Origin of the sequence: Paenibacillus sp. FSL R7-0204, from assembly GCF_038002225.1 — a bacterium.
GTDB lineage: Bacteria > Bacillota > Bacilli > Paenibacillales > Paenibacillaceae > Paenibacillus_AQ.
Genome location: NZ_JBBOCA010000001.1, coordinates 24,517 through 45,644 on the forward strand (window position 1 = coordinate 24,517; position 21,128 = coordinate 45,644).

At 51.6% G+C, this 21,128-nt stretch carries 20 protein-coding genes, 1 tRNA gene and 1 riboswitch; of the genes, 2 read left to right on the forward strand and 19 right to left on the reverse strand.

Features of this window, described 5'->3' with window-relative positions; genetic code table 11:
* Positions 1-36 precede the first annotated feature (36 nt).
* The 7 genes from secG to MKX42_RS00130 all read right to left on the reverse strand — a co-directional run bounded on the left by secG (position 37) and on the right by MKX42_RS00130 (position 7,669).
* Complete coding sequence (secG, locus tag MKX42_RS00100; protein ID WP_036690096.1) at positions 37-270, reverse strand: preprotein translocase subunit SecG; 234 nt, start codon at positions 268-270, stop codon at positions 37-39.
* Between the two features lie 231 nt (positions 271-501).
* Entirely contained in the window at positions 502-1,788 is a 1,287-nt protein-coding gene (gene eno, locus MKX42_RS00105; RefSeq protein ID WP_036726271.1) for a phosphopyruvate hydratase, read from the reverse strand.
* Between the two features lie 57 nt (positions 1,789-1,845).
* Positions 1,846-3,390 carry a 2,3-bisphosphoglycerate-independent phosphoglycerate mutase gene (gene gpmI, locus MKX42_RS00110; RefSeq protein WP_340750314.1) on the reverse strand — a complete coding sequence of 515 codons (1,545 nt, stop codon included), beginning with the start codon at positions 3,388-3,390 and terminating at the stop codon, positions 1,846-1,848.
* Between the two features lie 2 nt (positions 3,391-3,392).
* Complete coding sequence (gene tpiA, locus MKX42_RS00115; protein WP_036690091.1) at positions 3,393-4,148, reverse strand: triose-phosphate isomerase; 756 nt, start codon at positions 4,146-4,148, stop codon at positions 3,393-3,395.
* 27 nt (positions 4,149-4,175) lie between these two features.
* Entirely contained in the window at positions 4,176-5,357 is a 1,182-nt protein-coding gene (locus MKX42_RS00120; protein ID WP_036690089.1) for a phosphoglycerate kinase, read from the reverse strand.
* A gap of 132 nt (positions 5,358-5,489) precedes the next feature.
* Positions 5,490-6,500 carry a type I glyceraldehyde-3-phosphate dehydrogenase gene (gene gap / locus MKX42_RS00125; RefSeq protein ID WP_036690087.1) on the reverse strand — a complete coding sequence of 337 codons (1,011 nt, stop codon included), beginning with the start codon at positions 6,498-6,500 and terminating at the stop codon, positions 5,490-5,492.
* Between the two features lie 116 nt (positions 6,501-6,616).
* Positions 6,617-7,669 (reverse strand): sugar-binding transcriptional regulator, encoded by a 1,053-nt coding sequence (locus tag MKX42_RS00130; RefSeq protein WP_340750316.1) that lies wholly within the window; start codon positions 7,667-7,669, stop codon positions 6,617-6,619.
* 292 nt (positions 7,670-7,961) lie between these two features.
* On the opposite strand from MKX42_RS00130, the gene MKX42_RS00135 reads away from it, so the two are divergent.
* Both MKX42_RS00135 and clpP read left to right on the forward strand, forming a co-directional pair.
* Positions 7,962-8,036: transfer RNA gene (locus MKX42_RS00135), tRNA-Arg, on the forward strand.
* 193 nt (positions 8,037-8,229) lie between these two features.
* Positions 8,230-8,826: an ATP-dependent Clp endopeptidase proteolytic subunit ClpP gene (clpP, locus tag MKX42_RS00140; RefSeq protein ID WP_036690083.1), complete on the forward strand. Its 597-nt coding sequence runs from the start codon at positions 8,230-8,232 to the stop codon at positions 8,824-8,826.
* 74 nt (positions 8,827-8,900) lie between these two features.
* Here the strand turns inward: clpP and MKX42_RS00145 are convergent, their stop codons facing one another.
* The 12 genes from MKX42_RS00145 to trxB all read right to left on the reverse strand — a co-directional run bounded on the left by MKX42_RS00145 (position 8,901) and on the right by trxB (position 21,084).
* Positions 8,901-9,539 carry a GDSL-type esterase/lipase family protein gene (locus MKX42_RS00145; RefSeq protein ID WP_340750318.1) on the reverse strand — a complete coding sequence of 213 codons (639 nt, stop codon included), beginning with the start codon at positions 9,537-9,539 and terminating at the stop codon, positions 8,901-8,903.
* A 153-nt stretch (positions 9,540-9,692) separates the two neighbouring features.
* Entirely contained in the window at positions 9,693-10,790 is a 1,098-nt protein-coding gene (locus MKX42_RS00150) for a PdaC/SigV domain-containing protein (protein ID WP_340750320.1), read from the reverse strand.
* Between the two features lie 273 nt (positions 10,791-11,063).
* Positions 11,064-11,819: an SIMPL domain-containing protein gene (locus MKX42_RS00155; protein WP_340750322.1), complete on the reverse strand. Its 756-nt coding sequence runs from the start codon at positions 11,817-11,819 to the stop codon at positions 11,064-11,066.
* A gap of 187 nt (positions 11,820-12,006) precedes the next feature.
* Entirely contained in the window at positions 12,007-12,276 is a 270-nt protein-coding gene (locus tag MKX42_RS00160; RefSeq protein ID WP_036690075.1) for an HPr family phosphocarrier protein, read from the reverse strand.
* A gap of 97 nt (positions 12,277-12,373) precedes the next feature.
* Positions 12,374-13,303 carry a DNA-binding protein WhiA gene (gene whiA, locus MKX42_RS00165; RefSeq protein ID WP_340750324.1) on the reverse strand — a complete coding sequence of 310 codons (930 nt, stop codon included), beginning with the start codon at positions 13,301-13,303 and terminating at the stop codon, positions 12,374-12,376.
* A gap of 18 nt (positions 13,304-13,321) precedes the next feature.
* The gene (locus MKX42_RS00170; protein ID WP_200869550.1) at positions 13,322-14,263 is read right to left on the reverse strand and encodes a gluconeogenesis factor YvcK family protein; all 942 of its coding nucleotides are present in this window, start codon (positions 14,261-14,263) and stop codon (positions 13,322-13,324) included.
* Positions 14,264-14,320: 57 nt separating this feature from the next.
* Complete coding sequence (gene rapZ, locus MKX42_RS00175; protein ID WP_340750326.1) at positions 14,321-15,220, reverse strand: RNase adapter RapZ; 900 nt, start codon at positions 15,218-15,220, stop codon at positions 14,321-14,323.
* A 45-nt stretch (positions 15,221-15,265) separates the two neighbouring features.
* On the reverse strand, positions 15,266-16,216 hold the full coding sequence (locus MKX42_RS00180; protein WP_036690067.1) for an ROK family glucokinase: 951 nt from the start codon (positions 16,214-16,216) through the stop codon (positions 15,266-15,268).
* A 240-nt stretch (positions 16,217-16,456) separates the two neighbouring features.
* The gene (locus MKX42_RS00185) at positions 16,457-17,719 is read right to left on the reverse strand and encodes a DUF438 domain-containing protein (RefSeq protein ID WP_340750328.1); all 1,263 of its coding nucleotides are present in this window, start codon (positions 17,717-17,719) and stop codon (positions 16,457-16,459) included.
* A gap of 14 nt (positions 17,720-17,733) precedes the next feature.
* Positions 17,734-17,961: a DUF1858 domain-containing protein gene (locus tag MKX42_RS00190; protein WP_340750330.1), complete on the reverse strand. Its 228-nt coding sequence runs from the start codon at positions 17,959-17,961 to the stop codon at positions 17,734-17,736.
* 176 nt (positions 17,962-18,137) lie between these two features.
* Positions 18,138-19,823: a phosphomethylpyrimidine synthase ThiC gene (thiC, locus tag MKX42_RS00195; protein WP_340750332.1), complete on the reverse strand. Its 1,686-nt coding sequence runs from the start codon at positions 19,821-19,823 to the stop codon at positions 18,138-18,140.
* A gap of 151 nt (positions 19,824-19,974) precedes the next feature.
* A riboswitch (TPP riboswitch) is annotated at positions 19,975-20,081 on the reverse strand.
* A 49-nt stretch (positions 20,082-20,130) separates the two neighbouring features.
* Positions 20,131-21,084, reverse strand: coding sequence for a thioredoxin-disulfide reductase (gene trxB, locus MKX42_RS00200; protein ID WP_340750335.1), 954 nt, complete (start codon positions 21,082-21,084; stop codon positions 20,131-20,133).
* Positions 21,085-21,128: the final 44 nt, after the last annotated feature.

A 21,128-nucleotide genomic window follows, 5' to 3' on the forward strand; every position in this document is an offset into this window, starting at 1 on the left:
CCATTAAGAACAGAGCGAAGGCTTACTGTAGACGAGTTATTCAACAACAATGGCAACAACAATTGACATGATGAAGAATCCAGCCGCCAGACCAACTGTTACACGCTGCAGCACAAGCTCCATACCGCGTGCCTTTGTTTTACCGAAGAGATGCTCAGCACCGCCGGAGATGGCACCGGAAAGACCTGCACTTTTCCCTTTTTGCAGAAGAACGACCGCAATCAGACCTACGGCAAAAATCAGAAGCACCACTTTCAAAAAGATATCCATTCACTTCCACCTCCTACGTCCAAGCATCACTATCTATGCTAAATTAGAATATCCGTTTCATAAACAGCATTTTTATTTTATCATAGCCGCTGATTGAATACAACCTTCCAGACGGCATTCCCGCCCCATCTCACTAGGAAAATCTCATTATTGCCATCTATCGCAGGTAGAAGCATCAAAAAAGCCTGCCGGAAACCGGCAGGCTCATGGTACCTATAGATTCAAAAGAAATTATCTTTTGAGGTTGTAGAAGGATTTCAGGCCGTTGTATTGAGCCAATTCGCCCAGCTCGTCTTCGATGCGAAGCAGTTGGTTGTATTTAGCCACACGGTCTGTACGGGAAGGAGCACCAGTCTTGATCTGGCCAGCGTTGGTTGCTACAGCGATGTCAGCGATAGTGCTGTCTTCGGACTCACCGGAACGGTGGGAGATTACAGCTGTGTAGCCGGCACGTTTCGCCATTTCAATCGCATCGAAGGTTTCAGTCAGTGTACCAATCTGGTTAACCTTAACCAGGATGGAGTTACCGATACCCTTTTCGATACCAGTTGCCAGACGCTCAGTGTTCGTAACGAACAGGTCGTCACCAACCAATTGGACTTTGTCGCCCAATTTTTCAGTAAGCAATTTCCAGCCATCCCAGTCATCTTCAGACATACCGTCTTCGATAGTGATGATTGGGTACTTCTCAACCCATGAAGCCAGCAGGTCAACATACTCAGCGGAAGTGTAAGATTTACCTTCGCCTGCAAGTGTGTATTTACCGTCTTTGTAGAACTCAGTGGAAGCAACGTCCATACCAAGGAATACGTCAACGCCTGGTTTGTAACCGGCTTTTTCGATCGCTTCGATGATTGTAGTGATTGCTTCTTCATTGGAACCCAGGTTCGGTGCGAAGCCGCCTTCGTCGCCCACAGCTGTGTTCAGGCCTTTGGATTGCAGTACGGATTTCAGGTTGTGGAAGATTTCTGCACCAGTACGCAGTGCTTCCTTGAAGCTTGGAGCGCCTACTGGAAGAACCATGAACTCTTGAACGTCGATGTTGTTATCGGCATGCTCACCACCGTTGATGATGTTCATCATTGGTACTGGAAGAGTCTTGGCGTTGAATCCGCCCAGGTATACATACAAAGGAATGTCCAGAGCAGTTGCAGCAGCGCGTGCTACGGCCATGGATACTGCCAGGATTGCGTTAGCGCCCAGCTTGCCTTTGTTAGGAGTTCCGTCCAAAGTGATCATCAGCTTGTCGATGCCCACTTGGTCAAGAGCATCCATACCGATTACTTCCGGAGCGATAATTTCGTTTACGTTCTCAACAGCTTTCAGAACGCCTTTACCCATGTAACGGGATTTGTCGCCGTCACGAAGCTCTACAGCTTCATGAGCGCCAGTGGAAGCGCCGGAAGGAACGATAGCGCGGCCTTTTGCGCCGGACTCCAGATATACGTCAACCTCTACAGTAGGGTTACCACGGGAGTCAAGGACTTCGCGTGCATACACATCAGAAATAATAGTCATGTAAGTTTAATCTCCTTTTATACAATGGTTTTGGGTTTACAAAAACAGTTGTCTTGCTTATTTGCGGCTGGCAATCATGGATTGTCCGGTCATTTCCGCAGGCTGCGGAAGTCCCATCAGATCCAGGATCGTCGGTGCCACATCTGCGAGAATACCAGCTTCACGCAGTACTACATCTTCAGTGGTAACGATGAACGGAACCGGGTTAGTGGTATGGGCTGTGAACGGACGTCCGTTCTCATCGAATACCATATCCGCATTCCCGTGGTCGGCAATGATAATAGCAACGCCGCCCTTGGCAACTACAGCATCCACAACCTTGCCTACGCATTCGTCCGTTACTTCAACCGCCTTGATTGTAGGCTCCAGCATGCCGGAGTGTCCTACCATATCAGGGTTAGCAAAGTTCAGGATAATGGCATCCTGTCTATCCGCTTCGATCTCCGCTACGCAGGCCGCCGCCACTTCGTAAGCGCTCATCTCTGGCTTCATATCATAGGTTGCCACTTTCGGCGAGTTGATCAGGATACGGGTCTCGCCCGGAAGCTCCTCATCGCGTCCGCCGCTGAAGAAGAAGGTCACATGCGGATACTTCTCCGTCTCTGCAATACGCAGCTGCTTCTTGTTCTGCTGAACCAGCACTTCACCGAGCGTGTTGTCCAGGTTCTTCGGGGAGTAAGCCACGAAGCCTTGAACCGTCTCACTGAAGGTAGTCAGGCATACGAAGTGCAGGCCTTGCGGGAACTTAGGACCACGGTCGAAGCCGCGGAAATCCGAGTTCGTGAACACTTGTGACAGCTGGATCGCACGGTCAGGACGGAAGTTAAGGAAAATGACAGAATCGCCGCTCTCCACTGTCGCTACCGGATTGTTCTGGCTGTCTACAATCACACTTGGCTCCACGAATTCATCGAACACAGAATTCTGGTAGGATGCAGTGATGGCCTGAAGGGCATCGGTATATTTAGGGCCTTCGCCATATACCATTGCACGATAAGCCTTCTCTACACGTTCCCAGCGTTTGTCACGGTCCATCGCGAAGTAGCGTCCGGATACCGTAGCTATCGTACCTACGCCAACCTCTTCAATCTTGCCGACCAGATCCTGAATGAACTTCTGTCCACTGTCAGGTGCTACGTCACGGCCATCCATGAAGGCATGAATATAGACTTCATGCAGATCTTCTTTTTTAGCCAGATCGAGCATGGCGAACAGGTGATTGATGTGGCTGTGTACGCCGCCATCGGATACCAGTGCATAGAGGTGAAGTTTTTTGCCGGTTGATTTGGCGCTTCTTACGGCAGCCACCAGCGTTTCGTTCTCGAAGAATTCCCCATCGCGTATCGACTTGTCGATACGGGTCAGGTCCTGGTATACAATACGGCCGGCACCAATGTTAAGGTGCCCTACTTCAGAGTTACCCATTTGGCCTTCCGGCAGACCTACAGCTTCGCCGCAAGCGGTAAGCGTAGTATTCGGATATTGCTTCAGGTAACGGTCGTAGTTCGGCTTGTTGGCTTGGGCAACAGCGTTGCCTTCATCCGTGTTACGCAGTCCGAAGCCGTCCATGATAATCAGTGCTACTGGTCTTGGAGCTGACATTCTTACTTCGCCCCCTCAACGAGTGAAACGAAGGAAGCAGGCTGCAGGCTGGCACCGCCGACTAGAGCGCCGTCGATGTCGCTTTGACTCATGTACTCCGTTACATTCTCAGGCTTCACGCTGCCGCCGTATTGGATACGTACTGCTTCAGCTGTTGCTTCATCGTACAGGCCTTTAACAAGGGTCCGGATATAAGCAATAACTTCGTTGGCATCCTGGGAAGTGGAGGATTTACCTGTACCAATCGCCCAGATTGGCTCGTAAGCGATAACTACGCTTGCTGCCTGCTCTGCGCTAAGACCGGCAAATGCCGCTTCAGTCTGAACCTTACATACGTCCTTAGTCTGGTCAGCTTCACGCTCTTCAAGCTTTTCGCCTACGCAGACAATTGGAGTAATGCCGTGACGGAATGCCGCATGCATTTTTTTGTTGACGATTTCGTCCGTCTCACCGAAATAAGCACGGCGTTCGGAGTGACCGATAATAACATACTCTACACCAAGATCCTTCAGCATTACGCCGCTGATCTCACCTGTATAAGCACCGTTATCTTCGAAGTGAAGGTTCTGTGCACCAATCTTGATGGTGGTGCCTTGTACCGCTGCAACCAGTGCAGGCAGGTTAGTGAATGGCGCGCAGATAACAGTCTCTACGCCTGCCACTTCCGCCTGGCCTTTGATTTCAGCAATGAAGCCTTCGGCTTCCGGAACGGTTTTGAACATTTTCCAGTTGCCTGCAATAATAGGTGTTCTACTCATAGTGATGTATTGCCTCCCTCTTCGGTATTACTTGTCGTTCAGTGCTTCTACACCTGGAAGAGCCTTGCCTTCCATGAACTCGAGCGATGCGCCGCCGCCAGTGGAGATGTGATCCATCTGGTCTGCGAGGTGGAATTTCTCAGCTGCTGCTGCGGAATCTCCGCCGCCGATAACTGTGTAGCCTTCAGTAGTTGCACAAGCCTGAGCTACGGCAATAGTACCTTCAGCAAATTTATCGATTTCAAATACGCCCATAGGTCCATTCCATACAACCAGCTTGGAGTTTTTGATAATATCGGCATAGATTTCACGAGTCTTAGGACCGATGTCCAGACCTTCCCAGTCCGCAGGAATCTCGGTTACATCTACAATCTTAGTGTTGGCATCTGCACCGAACTTGTCAGCGACTACAACGTCAACCGGAAGCACGAAGTTCTTGCCCAGCTTCTTGGCCTTCTCGATGAATCCAAGCGCTGCATCAATCTTATCGTTGTCTACCAGGGATTTACCGATTTCGAAACCTTGAGCCTTGGTGAACGTGTAAGAGAGGCCGCCGCCAATCAGTACATTGTCAGCCAGATTCAGCAGGTTGTCGATAACGTCAATCTTGTCTTTAACCTTGGAACCGCCGATGATGGCAGTGAAAGGACGTTCCGGGTTAGAAAGCGCCTTGCCGAGAACGGACAATTCCTTCTCCATCAGAAGACCGGATACTGCAGGCAGGAAGTGAGCGATTCCTTCTGTCGAAGCATGGGCACGGTGAGCTGCGCCGAATGCGTCATTGACGAACAGGTCAGCCAGTTCAGCGAACTGCTTAGCCAGTTCAGGATCATTCTTCTCTTCACCTTTGTAGAAACGGACATTCTCAAGCACAAGCACATCGCCATCGTTCAGTTCAGCGATTTTCGCTTTTACCGCTTCGCCAATGGCCTCATCAGCCTTGGCTACCGGTTTGCCGAGCAATTCAGACAAACGGACTGCAGCGGAAGTCAACCGCATGGAATCAACGAATTCGCCTTTAGGACGGCCCATATGGCTGGCCAGAATGACCTTTGCACCGTTCTCAATCAGGTATTTAATTGTTGGAAGGGTTTCGCGGATACGGGTATCATCAGTGATCTTGCCGTCTTCCACTGGCACATTGAAATCTACACGCACGAATACGCGTTTGCCTTTTACTTCTACATCACGGACACTTTTTTTGTTCATGATTAACATTTCCTCCACACCCAAAATTGGTTCCTTCACGAAGCCATTTCACACGAATCCAGTTCATTTAGAAAGAGCGGAAACAGACTTTCCTTGTTTCCGCTCTATTGTACTGCTTATATGAAATCGGTCTTATTTAGCAAGCTTAGCGAATTTCTCCAAAGTACGAACCAGCTGTGCAGTGTAGGACATTTCATTGTCATACCAAGCAACAGTTTTAACCAGCTGTTTGTCGCCAACAGTCAGTACTTTAGTCTGAGTTGCATCGAACAGGGAACCGAAAGTCATACCCTTGATGTCGGAAGATACGATTTCATCTTCAGTGTAGCCATAAGTTTCTGGGTCAGAAGCTTCTTTCATGGCTGCATTGATTTCTTCAACGGTTACGCTCTTATCCAGAACAGTAACCAGCTCAGTCAGGGAACCTGTAGCTACAGGCACACGTTGTGCTGCACCGTCAAGTTTGCCCTTCAGTTCTGGAATAACCAGGCCGATGGCTTTAGCAGCACCGGTAGTGTTAGGGATGATGTTCTCAGCAGCAGCGCGGGCGCGTCTGAAGTCGCCTTTTGCGTGTGGAGCATCAAGAGTATTCTGGTCACCTGTGTAAGCGTGGATAGTTGTCATCAGGCCTTCGATGATACCGAACTTGTCGTTCAGAACTTTGGCCATAGGAGCCAGGCAGTTCGTTGTGCAAGATGCACCGGAGATTACTGTTTCGGAACCGTCAAGGATGTCATCGTTAACGTTGTACACAACAGTTTTCATATCGCCTGTAGCTGGAGCGGAAATAACTACTTTCTTAGCTCCGCCTTTCAGGTGCTTCTCAGCGGCTTCTTTAGTTGTGAAGAAACCAGTACATTCCAGAACGATATCAACGCCAAGCTCTCCCCAAGGAAGTTCTTCAGGGTTGCGGTTCGCCAGAACCTTAACATCTTTACCGTTTACTTTGAAGAATCCGTCATGAACTTCAACGTCTCCCTGGAATTTACCTTGAGTTGTATCATATTTAAGCAAATGAGCAAGCATCTTAGCGTCAGTCAAGTCATTGATTGCTACCACTTCGATACCTTCTACATTTTGAATACGGCGGAATGCAAGGCGTCCAATACGTCCAAAACCGTTAATACCAACTTTTACACTCATTGAATAGTTCCTCCTAGAGTTCGTTTTATTTATTCAAGACAGGCCGTGAGGCTCGTCAAGACAACAATGTTAAGTATAATGCATAAACCCTTTGCGCGCGCCCCATTTAATGGAATCTATAGGACCTTTTGTAGCTGTGTGTCGATTTCCTTGCCGATTTCAACAGCCGCCGCCTCGTCGATGACGAGAATATCCTCTTGCCCGAACCGCAGCATCGCATGAATGGCCTTCGCCTTGCGTTTGCCGCCGGCAATACCGATAACGACTTCCGTACGGATAATGTCTTCCAGGCGCAGCCCCATGGTCCGCATCGTATGAACCACTTCGCCATTCTCATTGAAATAGTATCCGAAGGACTCGGCTACGGCTCCCTCGCTCTGAATCTCTGAGATCGTCCCGGAGTCCAGCTTGCGGCGGTGGGTCATTTCAATGGCGTCGCCTATTCCATGTACAATAATACGCGATCTGCGGATAATTTGTACAATCTCTCCAATATTGGAGTCCTGCGCAAGCGACTCATATGCGTCTCCGCTAAGCAGATCGGGCACATGCAGCAGACGGTAATTGGCGCCAATCCGTTTGGCCATGGTTGAAGCAATGGTGTTGGCCTGTATCTCCATGCTCTCTCCCAGTCCTCCACGCGCCGGAACAACCCAGGCGTTCTTATAGGAAAGGGATAGCGGCGGGGTCAGCTGATCGGCCATCTCGGCCAGTGTTGATCCACCTGTGACGGCAATCGTATCATCACTTCGCAGTACGCTGAGCAGTGCCTTGGAGCCTGCGCGCCCCAGCTCACGCTTGGTGAACGGCGATGTCTCACAATCGCCAGGTACCACAATTACTTTGGTGAGACCGTACGTTGTACGAATTTTCTCTTCCAGATCATCCAGGCCGAATAGGCTCTTGGCGACCGGCTCCAGCAGGTCAAGCAGTCTGCGACCGGCATCGCTAATGCGCATACCGACGCTCTCGATCTCAATGAGCCCCTGCGATTTCAGAAGATCCGTCTCGGCGCGCAGCACCCGCTCGGTCATATCAAGCGATGCGGCTAACGTCCTGCGCCCAATAATATCGGACAGCATGATCTGATGTAGAATCGTATACCGTCTCTTAAGGGTTTCCATGAGATCAGGCAGAAGCTGCTTTTGGATTTCCAATAGATTACGCATGCTTTCACTCCTGCAACTTCGTCTTTCTCTTATCCCTTGTTCGTGGTCTCAAAATGTCCCGGGTTAACTTTTTAAGTCCCACCCATATTCTACCCAAAACTGACGCCAAGTGCAAGTGTTCCGAGACTATAATTCTCAGCCAGCTTTCATCTTATACATGGGCTTGTCCGGCAGCCCGCTGGCAGGAGGCGCATCTCCGGCTCTATTAATGGAGACAGAGAAAACTATTTTTGCGCAGGATACCTAATACGCATTGCTTTTATCCGAGAAGTATATTATAATAATTTCTGTTGCGCCCGTGGTCCAATGGATATGACGTAGGCCTCCGAAGCCTGAGATCCAAGTTCGATTCTTGGCGGGCGCGCCATTTTTTTCAAGCTTGTACATAATTTAGTTCCGATTATATTATACTTAACCAATGAGCCGCTTGAGGGCTCTTTTTTTTGAAAGTAAGTTTGACTTTCTTTGACTTTTTGTTTGAATTTGTTTATCATGTGGTTAATACGGTAACAGTAAAAAATGAACACATTCGAAGCACCAATTTCAAGGAGGTTTTCCACGTGAGTTATATTCCTATGGTAGTAGAACAGAGCAACCGCGGTGAGCGCGCTTATGACATCTATTCCCGCCTGCTGAAGGACCGCATCATTTTCCTTGGAACGGAGGTTAATGACGTGGTTGCCAATTCCATCATCGCACAAATGCTCTTCCTGGCTGCCGAGGACCCGGATAAGGATATTCACCTGTATGTGAACAGCCCAGGCGGTTCCATCACAGCGGGTATGGCCATCTTCGATACAATGCAATACATTAAGCCGGATGTATCCACCATCTGTGTAGGTATGGCCGCTTCCATGGGAGCGTTCCTGCTGAACGCCGGCGCCAAGGGCAAGCGCTTCGCCCTGCCGAACAGCGAGATCATGATTCACCAGCCGCTAGGCGGTGCCCAGGGCCAGGCTTCGGATATCGAGATCCGCGCCCGCCGCATCATCAAGCTGCGTGAGAAGCTGAACCGCATCCTGTCCGAGCGTACAGGCCAGCCGCTGGAGAAGATCGAGAAGGATACTGACCGCGATTACTTCATGAGCGCTGCAGACGCTGCAGAATATGGTATCGTGGACAAGGTAATTGAGAAGACTTTGCCGACAGGCGTATAAGTAATCTATCCCAATGAATACACGAAGAGGCTGTAACAGACCGGTCCGGTCATGTTACAGCCTCTTTCTTCATGCTACCTTAAACCTCCGTACCCCAGGGCATCCAGTTTGCCTGCAATTACGCGGTAGCCTCTGCCATTCGGGTGAATATGGTCCAGGAACAGCAGCCCCCGCTCATTACCGGCAAATTCATGGTATACCGAAGCAAACCCTACGTTATTGCTGCTGTAGCCTGCTGCATAGCGGTTGAACTCCCGCACCCACTCTGTTGCTTCATTCACCTGTGGGTATGGATTATACAGGCCTACCATCCGGATGATGTAGGGGCTGCGGGAACCTGCTTTGAGCTGTGTCAGGCTACCCATGATGTCGCTGTAGTTACGCTTGCAGTCCCTAAGCGCCTGCTGAAGCAAGCCCTGGAATTCGCCGGGCCGGGGCCCGGCTGCCCGGGCTGCCTTAATCAAGTCATTGCCGCCAATGGACAGCGTAATGATCTGCGCATCCTTCACCGCTGCCCGGTAGACATTTGAGCTCCTCAGCCGTTGCTTCAGCCCCCCGGTGGTCAGACCGTTGACACCAAGATTCGCCGGCACCACCGGCGTGCCCAGCCTCCCTTCCGCCATCCGCCGGTAGACGGGGACGAAGCCGTTCCCGGGCAGCGCCCCGAAGCCGGTTGTAAGTGAATCCCCGATCGCTGTATAAGCATAGACCATAACCTTCCCCTCCCCGTATAAGCTGCTTGCCTTCTATAGCTTATGACTATCCGGGTGAAGTGGTAACGGCAGGGCAGGCTGATTAGGCCGTGGATGAAAGATGCCCTTGTGTCTCCCGGAGGAGATGCAAGGGCATCTGGATAATCCAGTTTATTATTTCAGCGCCGCGAACGGACTGCTTCCATCGGGCAGGAGTTCCTTGAAGCTGAAGTTAAATTCCGGGAAGCCCTCGGCATATGCCGTGTATTCGTATAACTGGAAGAAGAGCACCGCTTTGCCATCTTTCAGATAGAAGTACTTCTCGGTATTCAGTCCATTGAACCCGCCCAGATATCCTCCGTTAGCTTTGATCTCGGTGGCCAGCTTGGCATTGAGCTGTTTCTTGTAATTAGGGTTGGCACCGAACAGGTCGCCCAGCAACAGGCGTTTCCCGTCTTTGAGCGAGAAGGTGAACGCATTGCGGTAAGTCATCCCATGGGCACCGCCGGTATACCCGTATTGATTAGTGATTAGGCTGAGCACGCCATCCTGGTTATACGTGACCACATAACCGCCTTCGAATTCATACGGCCGGTCATCCTTGGACCGCTTGGAGATTTGATCTTCAGCATCCTTCGCATAGTTCAGAACGGTCTGCTTGATCAGATCATTGATCGCCTTCTCTGCTTCTGCACTTGCCAGGCCGCTGACCTGCGGATAATCCAGCCGGATAGGCGCATCCTTATGATCCTTCACATAGCTCACTGTTTTGATGGTTACCGCATTCTGCACTTTCTTCATAACATTCAGCCGTCCTGCTGCTGCGCTCCCGTCTACTTTGTAGCCCAAGTAATCGCTAAGCAGCTCAGAGGAAACATACAGCCGGTTATTCAGCTGCTTGCCTTCACCGACATAATAATTGTTCACCATAACAGAAATGCCATAATCATTGATCGTCAGCTTTGTCTGAGCAGCCCCTGTCCCGATGGTGTACGTCTTCGCTGCTTTATCATAAGAGAGCGGCATCCCCAGCGCATCGCGCAGGAAGGTTACCGGGACCCATACCTTTCCTTCCTGAAGCAGGCCCGCCTGGGCTGTGCTTTTACCGTTAACCTTCAGCACTACCGAGGAGGATTTGGCTTTGGCCTGAACAGCTGCCGGAGCGGCCTCCGTAATATCTGCATGAAGGATTCCTGTTCCGCCCAGCAGAATTCCTGCTGCGAGCATTCCCGCACCCCATCTGCGGATGTATTTCTTAGAGTTCGAATTCATTGTTATTTCCCCTTCCACCTGGTGGTATGATTAGTCATGATGTATGTTCCTCAGTATCACTGTTCCTATTATAGTAAAAGAAAGCGCGGGGGTTGTTACAATCGGCTTTACAGTTTCTTAAGGTTTTCCGTGATTATCTAAAGATCCTGTTACCTCAATTTAAACAAATTGAGAGCTTTCCATAGCGCATATGTGCATATATATACATTCATATAATTATAGAAAAGCGCCTGCCCCGCTATAACAGCAGAGCAAGCGCCTCATCCAAAACATTTATTTCAGTTCATACGTTACATTCAATTGGGTAACAACCTTGACCTGCCCGGGTTCAACGGAGCTTCCGGCAGCATTATCCATGGACATCTTTTGCATGGAAGCCGCTTCAGCGTAGACCACCGGGTTATTCCCGTCATCGCTCTGAACAACAGTGACTACCTGACCCAATCCGCGTTTGGCTGCTTTGGCAATAGCTGCTGCTTTGACATCTGCATTCTGCATAGCCTTCTCAATCGCCTGTGCTTCAAAGGCCGATGGATCTTCAATGGCAAACCGCACATTGCCGATGTTGTTCGCTCCAGCCGCCGAGGCAGCGTCCAGCAATTGTCCAACCTTTGTCAGATCCCGGTAAGCGACCTCCAGGGTATGCTGGGCGTTATAGCCTTTTACCTTCTGGCCGTCCTTCTCGCTGTAAGTGTAGTTAGGCTGAACGTAGAACTGGGTGCTCTGAATGTCCTTGTCCGCAATACCCCAAGTGGTCTTGAACAAGGCGGTCAGCTTGGAGACCTTCGCGGCTGTGCCTTTCTGTGCTTCCTGCGCGGTTTCGGCAGTTGTCGTTACCCCGATGGAGAGATACGCGATATCCGGTTTGATCGACAGCTCGCCTTTGCCCACCACGTTCACAATATTCTTCTGCACCTCATCAGCGTAAGCCGTTTCAGGACCCTTTAGCACTCCGCTCAACCCCATTCCTCCAATCATCAAGCTCCCTGCCAGCAGTACTGCTCCAATCGATTTACCCCATTTTCTCATGCTTGCCATCCCCTTTCGATTCGTTTAAGTGTTAGTATCCTCTAGACGGGACAGCATGGTAAAAGTTGCATGAGCGATGTACGATATTTATTTTTTATTTACTCCACGTCCCGATCCAGAAGCGGCGAATGACATCTCCGGTATGAAAAAAAGCCCCTCAGGGGCTTTTGGTAAGACCATGTAGCATTTATTGATTCTCGAGCTCTTCCTTGCTTACCAGACTGGTCAAAGCGGTTACAGCCTGTTCCGCGTCTGCACCGTCTGCGCTGATATGAATCTCTGTACCGGAACTGATCGCAAGGCTCATAATGCCCATGATACTCTTGGCGTTCACTTTTTTATCGTCTTTTTCCACGAAAATCTCCGACGAAAACTTATTAGCTTCTTGCACAAACAATGCTGCCGGCCGAGCATGGAGCCCCGTCTTCAACCGAACAACTACCGGGTGCTTTGTCATGAAACGCTTACCCCCTATTTGAGATCTGCCCAAAAATTTCACATTAATTTTATAATATTATATCATTATAACGCATACCGCACTAGAAAAAAAATAATCAGCCGCCGCGGACCTTGTCCGCCAGCTCATCAATTTTGCGCAAACGGTGGTTCACACCCGATTTACTGACCGTTCCGCCCAGCATATCCCCGACTTCCTTGAGGTTAATGTCCGGGTGCGCCAGTCTGATCTCGGCAACCTCCCGCAGCTTATCCGGCAAACTTTCCAGACCCACCTCGCGCTGCAGCAGCTTGATGTTCTCAATCTGGCGAACTGCCGCACTGATCGTCTTGTTCAGATTGGCCGTTTCGCAGTTCACAATCCGGTTGACCGAGTTACGCATATCGCGCATGATCCGCACATCCTCGAATTTGAACAGCGCCTGATGGGCGCCGATCAGACTGAGGAACTCGATGATCTTCTCGCCTTCCTTGATGTATAGGATGAAGCCTTTTTTGCGTTCTATGCAGCGGGCATTCAGGTGAAATTCACCAGCCAGCTCAACGAGCGCCTTGCAGTGCTCCTCATACATGGAAGAAATTTCCAAGTGGTACGAAGAGCCCTCCGGGTTATTAACCGAACCGCCGGCCATGAAGGCCCCGCGCAGATAGGCGCGCTTGCAGCAATTCTTTGCGACAATCTCCTCATCAATCCCATCCGTGAAAATAAAGCCTTCAGAGACTATCCGCAGATCCTTCAGTATCTCCTGGACCTGGTTCGGGATTCTTACAATATAGACGTTATTCTTCTTCAAACGCATTTTTTTACGCACGAGCAGCTCGATATGGACCTGGTAATATTTCTTAAGCAAAGAATATACCCGCCTTGCAATCGCGGCGTTCTCCGTCGAAATGTCGAGAACCACCTTTTTGCTCGAAAGCTGCACCGAACCGTTCATTCGGATCAGCGCTGACATTTCCGCTTTCTCGCAGCAGGGCGGGCTCTCGACCATCGTCAGCTCTTTTTTGGTAAGGGCCGCAAAAGACAAGGGGCTCACCTCTTTCATTTAACTCTTTCTGTCAATCCAATCCTTCACCAGCTGGAAAATATGGTGACTTAGCTTATCTGTATCATGCCGCAAATAGGTTTTAAATAATACCAGCTTGTCGGCAATCACCTTATACCCGTTGCCGTCTACAGCCTCACGGTCAAGCTGCACCGGACGGGCGCCCTTCTCGGCGTATTTGATCTGCACCTGCTCCGGGATCTCCCCGTCATTGACGATCACATAATCGAACAGATGCAGTCCGATATGGTCATATACGGCCTGAAGATGGTCATTAACCGTGTAATTATCCGTCTCACCCGGCTGAGTCATTACATTGCATACAAAAATCTTAATGGCCTCGGAAGCCACCACGGCTTCTGCCAGCTTAGGCACCAGCAGATTCGGCAAAATGCTGGTATACAGACTGCCCGGACCGAGCAGAATAGCATCTGCGTTGCGGATAGCCTCCAGCGCCTCCGGCAGCGGCTCCACATCCACAGGCTCCAGGAACACTCGCTTAATGACGCCGCCTGCCTCCGGGATTTTTGATTCGCCGGTAATCAGCGTCCCGTCCGCCATCTCGGCATGCAGAATTACCGCTTCTCCGGCCGCAGGCAGTACCCGGCCGCGAACGGCGAACAGCCGGCTCAGCTCCCGGACTGCTGTAACGAAGTCCCCGGAGATATCGGTCAGTGCAGCCAGAATCAGATTGCCCAGGCTATGCCCGGCTAAGCCTTCTCCGCTGCTGAAGCGGTACTTCATAATCTGCGCCATCAGAGGCTCAACGTCAGCCATAGCTGTAAGTACGTTGCGGATATCCCCGGGCGGCGGCATCTGCAGCTCACTGCGCAGAATCCCGGAGCTTCCCCCGTCATCTGCGACAGTTACGATCGCCGTGATATCCAGCGGCTTCTCTTTCAGCCCCCGGAGCATCACGGAGAGTCCGGTCCCGCCGCCCATCACGACGATCTTCGGACGCTGCGCTTGTTCTTCAGCCACTATTCATCCCTTCTCTCATCAATGCCGGTCGCGTTCGGAGTCCCGATGGCTGACAGCTACCGTTTCCGTCTCGCTAACCCCCAGCATTTTGCCCAGGTATTCGGCGATGGCTACTGAACGGTGCTTGCCGCCCGTACAGCCGATGCCGATAATAATCTGGGATTTGCCTTCCTTGCGGTATTGCGGAATAAGGAATTGAAGCATATCTAGCAGCTTGGTCAGGAATTCTTGCGTTTCAGGCCATTTCATTACATAGTCGTACACCTCGTTGTCTTGGCCTGTCTTGGGCCGCAGCTGGTCCACATAATGCGGATTAGGCAGGAAGCGGACGTCGAACACCAAGTCAGCATCAATCGGAATCCCATACTTGAATCCAAACGAAGTAATGTTAACCGAGAGGGTGCTTTTCCCGAGGTGGGAGAAGCGTGACACTATTTTTTCTTTGAGCTGGACCGGCTTCATGCTGCTGGTATCCAGACACAGGGTAGCTGAATTCTTCAACTCCTCCAACATCTGGCGCTCCATGCGGATGCCGTCCAGCGGCATGCCCTTGGGAGCAAGCGGATGATGCCTCCTGCTCTCCTTGTAACGCTGTACAAGCACTGAGTCTGTGGCGTCCAGGAAAAGGATCTCACACCCGATCGTTGACTCGTCCTTGATGTAGGCCAAAGACTCCGACAGGGCGGTGAAGAATTCCCGCCCCCTGAGATCGATGACCAGCGCCACCTTGGCGATTTTACCCTTGGACTGCTCAATCAGCTCTGCGAATTTCGGGATTAGCACAGGCGGAAGATTATCCACACAGAAGAATCCCAGATCCTCCAGGCTCTGCACGGCAATCGTCTTGCCCGCACCCGACATGCCTGTAATGATAATCAGGGTGGCATGGGCGGACAGGGTTTGCTCGAGGTCGGTCATTACAGCATCCCTCCCTATGTTTAGTATATGAATAATTCCGGTCTTTTAAGAACGCAGGAGCAGACCTGCCGCACCAATAATACCGGCGTCATTGCCAAGTGCTGCAGGTACAATCGTAACACCGGTCTGCAGAGGGGCTGGTGCCAGCTTAGCGAACACCCGGCGGACTTCATCGAACAGAATATCGCCTGCCTTGGAGACTCCGCCCCCGACGATGAATACTTCAGGGTTCAGAACCGCTGCAACAGAAGCCATCGATTTGCCCAGGTAGAAGGCCGCCCGGTTCACAATCCTCAGCGCAGCCTCATCGCCTGCCTTAGCGGCATCGAATACTTCCTTCGCAGCGATTTTTTCAACGGTGGACAAGGAGGTCCGGTCTCCGCGTGCTACAGCATCGTTCGCCATGCGGATAATGCCTGTCGCTGAGGAAACGGTTTCCAAACAGCCCATGTTCCCGCAGCCGCACTGGATCGCTTCCAGATCGGGCACCACGGAGATATGTCCCAGCTCACCGGCCAGGCCGGCAAAGCCCTGATACACCTTACCATTAATAATAATACCGCCGCCGACACCCGTACCGAGCGTGTAACAGACACAATTCTCTATGCCGCGCCCTGCACCGCTCCAGGCTTCGCCCAGTGCTGCCACGTTGGCATCATTGTCTATTTTGACTGGCTTGTTCAGACGACCCTCCAGAATGGAGCGGATCGGCACATCTCTAAATCCTATGTTGGGCGCAAGGATGATGATTCCTTCACGAATATTTGTAAATCCGGCCAGTCCCGCACCCACGCCAGCCAGCTGGTCCCAGGAGTACGGAGAGTCCTCCACAATCTGGCGTACATACTTCTCGATATTATCGATGACAGCATCGACGCCATCCGCAGTCCCTGTCGGACCTTCGTAAGTGTGCAGCAGGCTTCCCTCGGCATTACAGATTCCAACCTTAATCGTGGTACCACCTAAATCCACGCCAACGTAGATATGTTCAGACATGTTACAAGCCACCTTTTTCTATGCTAAAATAGTTAATCCTACGTACCCACTATAATAGAAGCCTCCCCTGCGGTCAAGGAAAGGCGATACACCCGGGGCAATGGACTAAGTGAAGCTGCACGGGGCGGTCAGTGGTAACTTCGGTGCAGGCGCAACCCGCATAGCAAAAAGACTTTCTCACCATTCAGGCAAGAAAGTCGGTTAAGGAGCTTCTAATGTACAGCACCGGATATAATACTGTTATTCCGACAAAATTCGCTTCTGGCCCTCAAGGGCACGGATCGGTGCGATATTCTGGGTGAATTCCAGCGTCCCCATATAACGGCCGTCTGCATCCCGCACGGCGAAGTAACGGATATAGATGAATTTATCTTTGATGTTAATCCAGAAATCCTCGGCATCCTTCACTCCGGCTTTGAAATCAGCCAGCAGCTTCTCAACAACATGCACGCTCTGCGGCGGATGGCAGTTCTGCACAGTGCGGCCGATGACAGCTTTCGTCCGGGCGAAGATCCGTTCCTTGCCATGCGAGAAGTAGCGGACGACATCGTTCTCATCAATAAAGGTGAGATCCACCGGCAGATGATTCATCAGCGTCTCGAGCTGGTGGAGCGACAGCAACCCGGTCTCGAACCGGATGAAGCCCTGCGGGGACAGGCCTTCCCCTTCTTCCGCCGGAACATCAGCGCCCTCAGGCTCCGCCGCACGTTCCGGTATCCATTCCTGGTCCGGCGCAGTCAGGCAGAAGCCGATTTCATCGCTTTCGCGGGCAATTTTGACCCACTCATCCTCAGTCAGCTTATCCAGCGCCATCGGGAGCAGAATATTCTCTTCCTTGAAGATCATCTCATTGACTTCCTTAATGATCTCCTCCAGTGCGGCTGTAATCTGCCCCCTGTCCCCCTTATAGGCACTAAGCGCCTTCTTGGCTTCCTTGATCATATTGCGGATTCCGTCATCGACTCCCCACATTACCTTCGTAGGACCGTAAATGCCGTACTTCTCGAGGTATGGGAACAGGAGATTCTCCTTGCGGCTGTAGTGCTTGTCGAGATCAAGCAGCAGACTCAGGTCCTCCAGCAGCTTGAAAATAATCTCATCACTGTCGTTCTTCTTGAACTTATCCGCATGCAGCTCCAGCCGGAAGTTGACCAGACGCTCGATCTCGCGGTTCTCCAGCTTGAATGTATGCACGGGATGACCGGGCTGCTCCTCAGGCTTAGAAGAACGGTGAATCTGTTCAATCGAGCCTTTGAAAATCGCCGTATGCACAGAGCAGAGGCGCTGTACTTCCTCTACCGGAATACCTTCCTCGGTCATCAGGGAGTGCTCCATGGCGGAGATTTCCTCCACCGTAACATCGCCTACCGCCTCTTCAAAACGCGCCTTAACCTCCTCCACGCTTTTGCCTGCATGCAGCTCCTTGATGATCTCTCTCAGCATAGCCTGACGGCGTGTCTGTTCCGGAATATCGACCTCGCGGTTATTAATCAGTTCGCTCATCGTAATCTCTCCTTCTATTCTATAATCTCGAAACCATGCTGCCAAAAGGCCAGCCGAACGGTTTCCAGCTCTATTTTTTTTAATTTCATTCCTTTGGACAGGGTCATGAATCTTCCTGCAGTCTGCAGCATTCCAGGCTTCGCAATATCACGGAATCCCAGCTCCACCATGATCTCCACCACTTCCGGGTGCCTGGTTACCAGCTCAAAGACCGGTTCATCCAGCTTCAACGCTTTGCTCATCCTTTTACACACCTCACTAATGAGAATTCTTCTCAACAACAGCTTAGCATAGGGTACAGGGGTGGATTGTGATTGTAATCACTAACTACAAAAAGACTATCCCTGCAAGCCATTCAGCTTGGGGGATAGCCTAAGAATGTTATGATTCCGCTGTATTAGCAGCTAAATTACAGTGATTAACTCCATCTATGGGAATTACGGATATCATGCGAAATCCGCATGCTGCAGAACTTAGGTCCGCACATCGAACAGAAATGCGCCTGCTTCGCCCCCTCCGCCGGAAGGGTCTCGTCATGATACGCGAGCGCCCTTTCAGGGTCGAGGGAGAGATGGAACTGGTCGCGCCAGCGGAACTCGAACCGCGCCTTGGACAGCGCATCGTCACGGTCCTGCGCTCCCGGATGCCCCTTCGCGAGGTCTGCGGCATGTGCAGCAATTTTGTAGGTAATAACGCCTTCGCGCACATCATTCTTGTCAGGCAGGCCTAAATGCTCCTTAGGGGTAACGTAACACAGCATCGCCGTTCCGAGCCCCCCGATCATCGCTGCTCCGATGGCCGAAGTGATGTGATCATAGCCGGGTGCAATATCCGTAGTCAGCGGCCCAAGCGTATAGAAAGGAGCTTCCCGGCAAATCTCAAGCTGCTTATCCATATTCTCCTTAATCTTGTGCAGCGGCACATGTCCCGGACCTTCGACCATGACCTGAACATCGTGCTTCCAGGCTAGTAGCGTCAGTTCTCCCAGCGTCTCCAGCTCGGCGAACTGAGCTTCGTCATTGGCATCGGCGATAGAGCCGGGACGCAGGCCATCCCCAAGTGAGAAGGCCACATCATACGTCTTCATGATCTCACATATATCTTCAAAGTGTGTGTACAGGAAGTTCTCCTGCTGATGGGCCAGGCACCAGGCGGCCATAATCGAACCGCCCCGGGATACGATGCCGGTCATTCTCCGGGCAGTGAGCGGAATATAGCGCCGCAGCACCCCTGCATGAATAGTAAAGTAATCCACCCCCTGCTCCGCCTGTTCAATCAGCGTGTCACGGTAGAGCTCCCAGGTTAAGTTCTCGGCTATGCCGTTCACCTTCTCCAGCGCCTGGTATAAGGGCACTGTACCAACCGGCACAGGAGAATTGCGGATAATCCACTCCCGGGTGGTATGGATCTTGGAGCCGGTGGATAGATCCATAATGGTGTCAGCCCCCCAGCGTGTCGCCCAGCGCATCTTCTCCACTTCATCTTCTATAGAAGAAGTGACCGCAGAATTTCCGATATTCGCATTGATCTTCACCAGGAAGTTACGGCCGATAATCATCGGCTCACTCTCCGGGTGATTGATATTGGCCGGAATAATGGCACGGCCCGCTGCCACTTCATCCCTTACGAACTCCGGCCGGATATTCTCCCGGATCGCAATATACTCCATTTCCGGTGTGATGATCCCTTGCCTTGCATAATGCAGCTGGGTCACATTACCGCCTGCATAGGCCCGCCGGGGATTCCTGCGCAGTCCTGGACAAGCTTCGGCGGAAGCCCCTTCTCTGCGGATTCCGTTATCCTCCGGCCGCACCGCCCTTCCGGTGTATTCCTCCGAATCACCACGCTCCGCGATCCAGCTTGAACGATGCGGCGGCAACCCCCTCCGAATATCCGTCGCCTCCGCAGCATCCGTATAAATACCGCTTGTGTCATAGACACGCAGCGGAGCATTCTCCTCTTCCCCGGCAACGCCTTCGGTTCTGCTGAGGCTGATCTCCCGCATCGGAACCCGGATATCCGGGCGTGTGCCCTCCACATACACTTTACGGCTTGCGGGGAATCCGGAAAGATCCACCTCTTCGTTTTTTACCATTCCTGTCATTTCAATCTCCTCCTCTTCGTTCTGTACATTCATCAGATAAGAGGTCACGCAGCAGATTGAGCTGAAGAATCTATAGATTCCTGCAAGTCAAAAAGCCGCTCCACCTGGAGCGGCTTTATTAAAGAAACAGCCAAATAAGACTGTATTCAAAAAAGGTCCGACTCCACTTTCCTACGCTGGTATGATCCAGATCAGGTTCAAGGGTCCGGAAATTCAATTTTCCCGTCTCAGCCTATTCAGGCTCCCCTAGTGGGTATCTTATCTAATTAAATACATTTTACCTGTGCGGGTAATTCTTGTAAACCCGTTATTTGTCCAGTGATTCGCTCCAGTCGTGCACCATGGTGCCTTCCAGGAACTTCTCGGCATCCATAGCGGCCATACAGCCGGTTCCCGCTGCCGATATCGCTTGACGGTAACGGGTATCCTGCACATCGCCGCAGGCGAATACACCCGGAATGTTGGTCTCGGTAGTACCCGGGTTCACCACGATATAGCCATTAGCATCCGTGTTGATCTGACCGCCCAAGAAGGCTGTGTTCGGCGTGTGTCCAATTGCTACGAACACACCGTCTGCCTCTACCAGCTCTGTCTGACCTGTCTCATTATTAAGCACCGTAAGGCCCTTCACACCGGTCTCTCCTACCGTTACTTCCACCGGTGTGCGGTTCAAGGCCCAGGTTACCTTGCTGTTATCACGCGCCCGGTCCTGCATGATCTTCGAGGCACGCAGCTCGGGACGGCGGTGAACCAGCGTTACGCTGGACGCAAAGCGGGTCAGGAAGCTGGCTTCCTCCATGGCAGAGTCTCCGCCGCCGACGACGACAATTTTTTTATTGCGGAAAAAGAAGCCGTCACAGGTCGCACAGGTGCTGACCCCGCGTCCCACATTCTCCTGCTCGCCCGGGATGCCCAGATATCTTGCAGAAGCCCCGGTTGAAATAATAACCGACTCTGCTTCCAGTACACCCATCCCGTCCACGGTTACCTTGAACGGGCGCTGTGAGAAGTCCACCGACTCCACCCAGCCGTTCTTGAATTCAGCGCCGAAGCGTTCCGCCTGCTTGCGCATATTGTCCATCAGGTCAGGACCCAGAATCCCTTCAGGGAAGCCTGGAAAGTTCTCCACTTCTGTCGTCGTTGTCAGCTGCCCCCCCGGCTGCAAGCCTTCAATTACCAGCGGGCTCAGGTTCGCACGCGCCAGATAAATCGCGGCAGTCAGCCCGGCCGGGCCTGTTCCGATTACAATCGTTTTGTACATTACATTGGCCTCCTTACAAGTAGGTGTGTGTCTTAGAACAACTA

Excerpts from the sequence above, each read along its gene's own strand:
- MKX42_RS00120 (WP_036690089.1), bottom strand. The coding sequence starts at position 5,357 with ATGAACAAAAAAAGTGTCCGTGATGTAGAAGTAAAAGGCAAACGCGTA.
- MKX42_RS00190 (WP_340750330.1), bottom strand. The coding sequence starts at position 17,961 with ATGAGCAAAGCGTTGAAGCTGGATGAACCGGTCTTTGAGCTGGTAACC.
- rapZ (WP_340750326.1), bottom strand. The coding sequence starts at position 15,220 with ATGACCGACCTCGAGCAAACCCTGTCCGCCCATGCCACCCTGATTATC.
- thiC (WP_340750332.1), bottom strand. The coding sequence starts at position 19,823 with ATGACAGGAATGGTAAAAAACGAAGAGGTGGATCTTTCCGGATTCCCC.
- eno (WP_036726271.1), bottom strand. The coding sequence starts at position 1,788 with ATGACTATTATTTCTGATGTGTATGCACGCGAAGTCCTTGACTCCCGT.
- MKX42_RS00170 (WP_200869550.1), bottom strand. The coding sequence starts at position 14,263 with ATGGGCGGCGGGACCGGACTCTCCGTGATGCTCCGGGGGCTGAAAGAG.
- MKX42_RS00145 (WP_340750318.1), bottom strand. The coding sequence starts at position 9,539 with ATGGTCTATGCTTATACAGCGATCGGGGATTCACTTACAACCGGCTTC.
- gap (WP_036690087.1), bottom strand. The coding sequence starts at position 6,500 with ATGAGTGTAAAAGTTGGTATTAACGGTTTTGGACGTATTGGACGCCTT.
- MKX42_RS00160 (WP_036690075.1), bottom strand. The coding sequence starts at position 12,276 with ATGACAAAGCACCCGGTAGTTGTTCGGTTGAAGACGGGGCTCCATGCT.
- MKX42_RS00150 (WP_340750320.1), bottom strand. The coding sequence starts at position 10,790 with ATGAATTCGAACTCTAAGAAATACATCCGCAGATGGGGTGCGGGAATG.
- MKX42_RS00185 (WP_340750328.1), bottom strand. The coding sequence starts at position 17,719 with ATGAGCGAACTGATTAATAACCGCGAGGTCGATATTCCGGAACAGACA.
- gpmI (WP_340750314.1), bottom strand. The coding sequence starts at position 3,390 with ATGTCAGCTCCAAGACCAGTAGCACTGATTATCATGGACGGCTTCGGA.
- MKX42_RS00130 (WP_340750316.1), bottom strand. The coding sequence starts at position 7,669 with ATGCGTAATCTATTGGAAATCCAAAAGCAGCTTCTGCCTGATCTCATG.
- MKX42_RS00180 (WP_036690067.1), bottom strand. The coding sequence starts at position 16,216 with ATGTCTGAACATATCTACGTTGGCGTGGATTTAGGTGGTACCACGATT.
- trxB (WP_340750335.1), bottom strand. The coding sequence starts at position 21,084 with ATGTACAAAACGATTGTAATCGGAACAGGCCCGGCCGGGCTGACTGCC.
- MKX42_RS00155 (WP_340750322.1), bottom strand. The coding sequence starts at position 11,819 with ATGAGAAAATGGGGTAAATCGATTGGAGCAGTACTGCTGGCAGGGAGC.
- tpiA (WP_036690091.1), bottom strand. The coding sequence starts at position 4,148 with ATGAGTAGAACACCTATTATTGCAGGCAACTGGAAAATGTTCAAAACC.
- secG (WP_036690096.1), bottom strand. The coding sequence starts at position 270 with ATGGATATCTTTTTGAAAGTGGTGCTTCTGATTTTTGCCGTAGGTCTG.